We start from the raw sequence: 1,983 nt of genomic DNA on the forward strand, positions 1-1,983 counted from the left end.
TAGAATCGATTTTATCGAAAGAGTGGCCTTTTTTCAATTTTTGAATACCTTATTTTGGTTAATCAACAGGCGTGGTTATTGTCATCAAAAAACTGAATAAGCAGGGATACGTTTGCATTGCTCAGACTTTCCACATAAATGTTCCCGCTAAACACAAACGGCTTATTCCGATCTACTACAATGTCCTGCAGCGCCCAAATGGACCCTCTCATTTTCATGTCTGAACTCGCTATCTTCTGCGCCTTCGTTCCCGAGGCTACCGGCGATGATACGATCTGCAAGCCGTCCGTCCCCGTATCTTTCCATTTGTTCCATCCGTCTGCTGTTCCGCTTATAATTCCCGTATTTGCCTCAAAGCTCGGATTACTAAGCAAGTTTCCTTCCGTATCGTACCTGAAACTCATACTGTCGACATACAAAGAACCTGCCCCGCCGTCGGCCGTTGCTTGAAGGCCTGCATGAATTCTGGCTCGCCGCGCATTATTCGGTGTGATGTCGTTCATCGATAGCGTCATATTACTGTTCAGCAGCCCTTGTGGGTAATTCACTGACTTTAAACTAATAAAGTTGTTATTGTCATCAAAAAAACTGTACAAGCAGCGTTACGTTTGCATTGCTCAGACTTTCCACATAAATGTTCCCGCTAAACACAAACGGCTTATTCCGATCTACTACAATGTCCTGCAGCGCCCAAATGGACCCTCTCATTTTCATGTCTGAACTCGCTATCTTCTGCGCCTTCGTTCCCGAGGCTACCGGCGATGATACGATCTGCAAGCCGTCCGTCCCCGTATCCTTCCATTTGTTCCATCCGTCTGCTGTTCCGCTTGTAATTCCCGTATTTGCCTCAAAGCTCGGATTACTAAGCAAGTTTCCTTCCGTATCGTACCTGAAACTCATACTGTCGACATACAAAGAACCTGCCCCGCCGTCGGCCGTTGCTTGAAGGCCTGCATGAATTCTGGCTCGCCGCGCATTATTCGGTGTGATGTCGTTCATCGATAGCGTCATATTACTGTTCAGCAGCCCTTGCGGGTAATTCACTGACTTTAAACTAATAAAGTTGTTATTGTCATCAAAAAACTGTACAAGCAGCGTTACGTTTGCATTGCTCAGACTTTCCACATAAATGTTCCCGCTAAACACAAACGGCTTATTCCGATCTACTACAATGTCCTGCAGCGCCCAAATGGACCCTCTCATTTTCATGTCTGAACTCGCTATCTTCTGCGCCTTCGTTCCCGAGGCTACCGGCGATGATACGATCTGCAAGCCGTCCGTCCCCGTATCCTTCCATTTGTTCCATCCGTCTGCTGTTCCGCTTGTAATTCCCGTATTTGCCTCAAAGCTCGGATTACTAAGCAAGTTTCCTTCCGTATCGTACCTGAAACTCATACTGTCGACATACAAAGAACCTGCCCCGCCATCAGCCGTTGTTTCAAGGCCTGCATGAATTCTGGCCCGCCGCGCATTGCTCGGTGTGATGTCGTTCATCGATAGCGTCATATATCTGTTCAGCATCCCTTGCGGGTAATTCACTGACTTAAAACCAATATAATTGTTATTATCATCAAAAAACTGAATAAGCAGCGATACATTTGCATTGCTCAGACTTTCTACATAAATGTTCCCGCTAAGCACAAACGGCTTATTCTGATCTACTACGATGTCCTGCAGCGCCCAAATGGCTCCTCTCGCTTTCATGTCCGAACTCGCTATCTTCTGCGCCTTCGTTCCCGAAGCTACCGGCGATGATACGATCTGCAAGCCGTCCGTTCCCGTATTCTTCCATTTGTCCCATCCGTCTGACGTTCCGCTTGTAATCCCCGTATTTGCCTCAAAGCTCGGATTACTAAGTAAGTTGCCTTCCATATCGTATCTAAAGCTCATACTGTCGACATAGAAAGAACCTGCCCCGCCATCAGCCGTTGTTTCAAGGCCTGCATGAATTCTGGCCCGCCGCGCATTGCTCGGTGTGATGTC

The 1,983-nt window shown here is 47.2% G+C and carries 2 protein-coding genes; both read right to left on the reverse strand.

The window, feature by feature from the left end; translation table 11 throughout:
* Positions 1 to 62: 62 nt before the first annotated feature.
* A complete protein-coding gene (locus tag NLX71_RS26180; RefSeq protein WP_254366743.1) occupies positions 63 to 503 on the reverse strand; it encodes a carbohydrate binding domain-containing protein in 441 nt (146 codons plus the stop codon).
* A 76-nt stretch (positions 504 to 579) separates the two neighbouring features.
* Positions 580 to 1,983, reverse strand: a 1,404-nt coding sequence (locus NLX71_RS26185) for a carbohydrate binding domain-containing protein (protein ID WP_254366744.1), incomplete at its 5' end; no start/stop codon positions are given.

The sequence above is a fragment of the Paenibacillus sp. MZ04-78.2 genome (assembly GCF_024213375.1).
Classification (GTDB): Bacteria; Bacillota; Bacilli; order Paenibacillales; family NBRC-103111; genus Paenibacillus_G.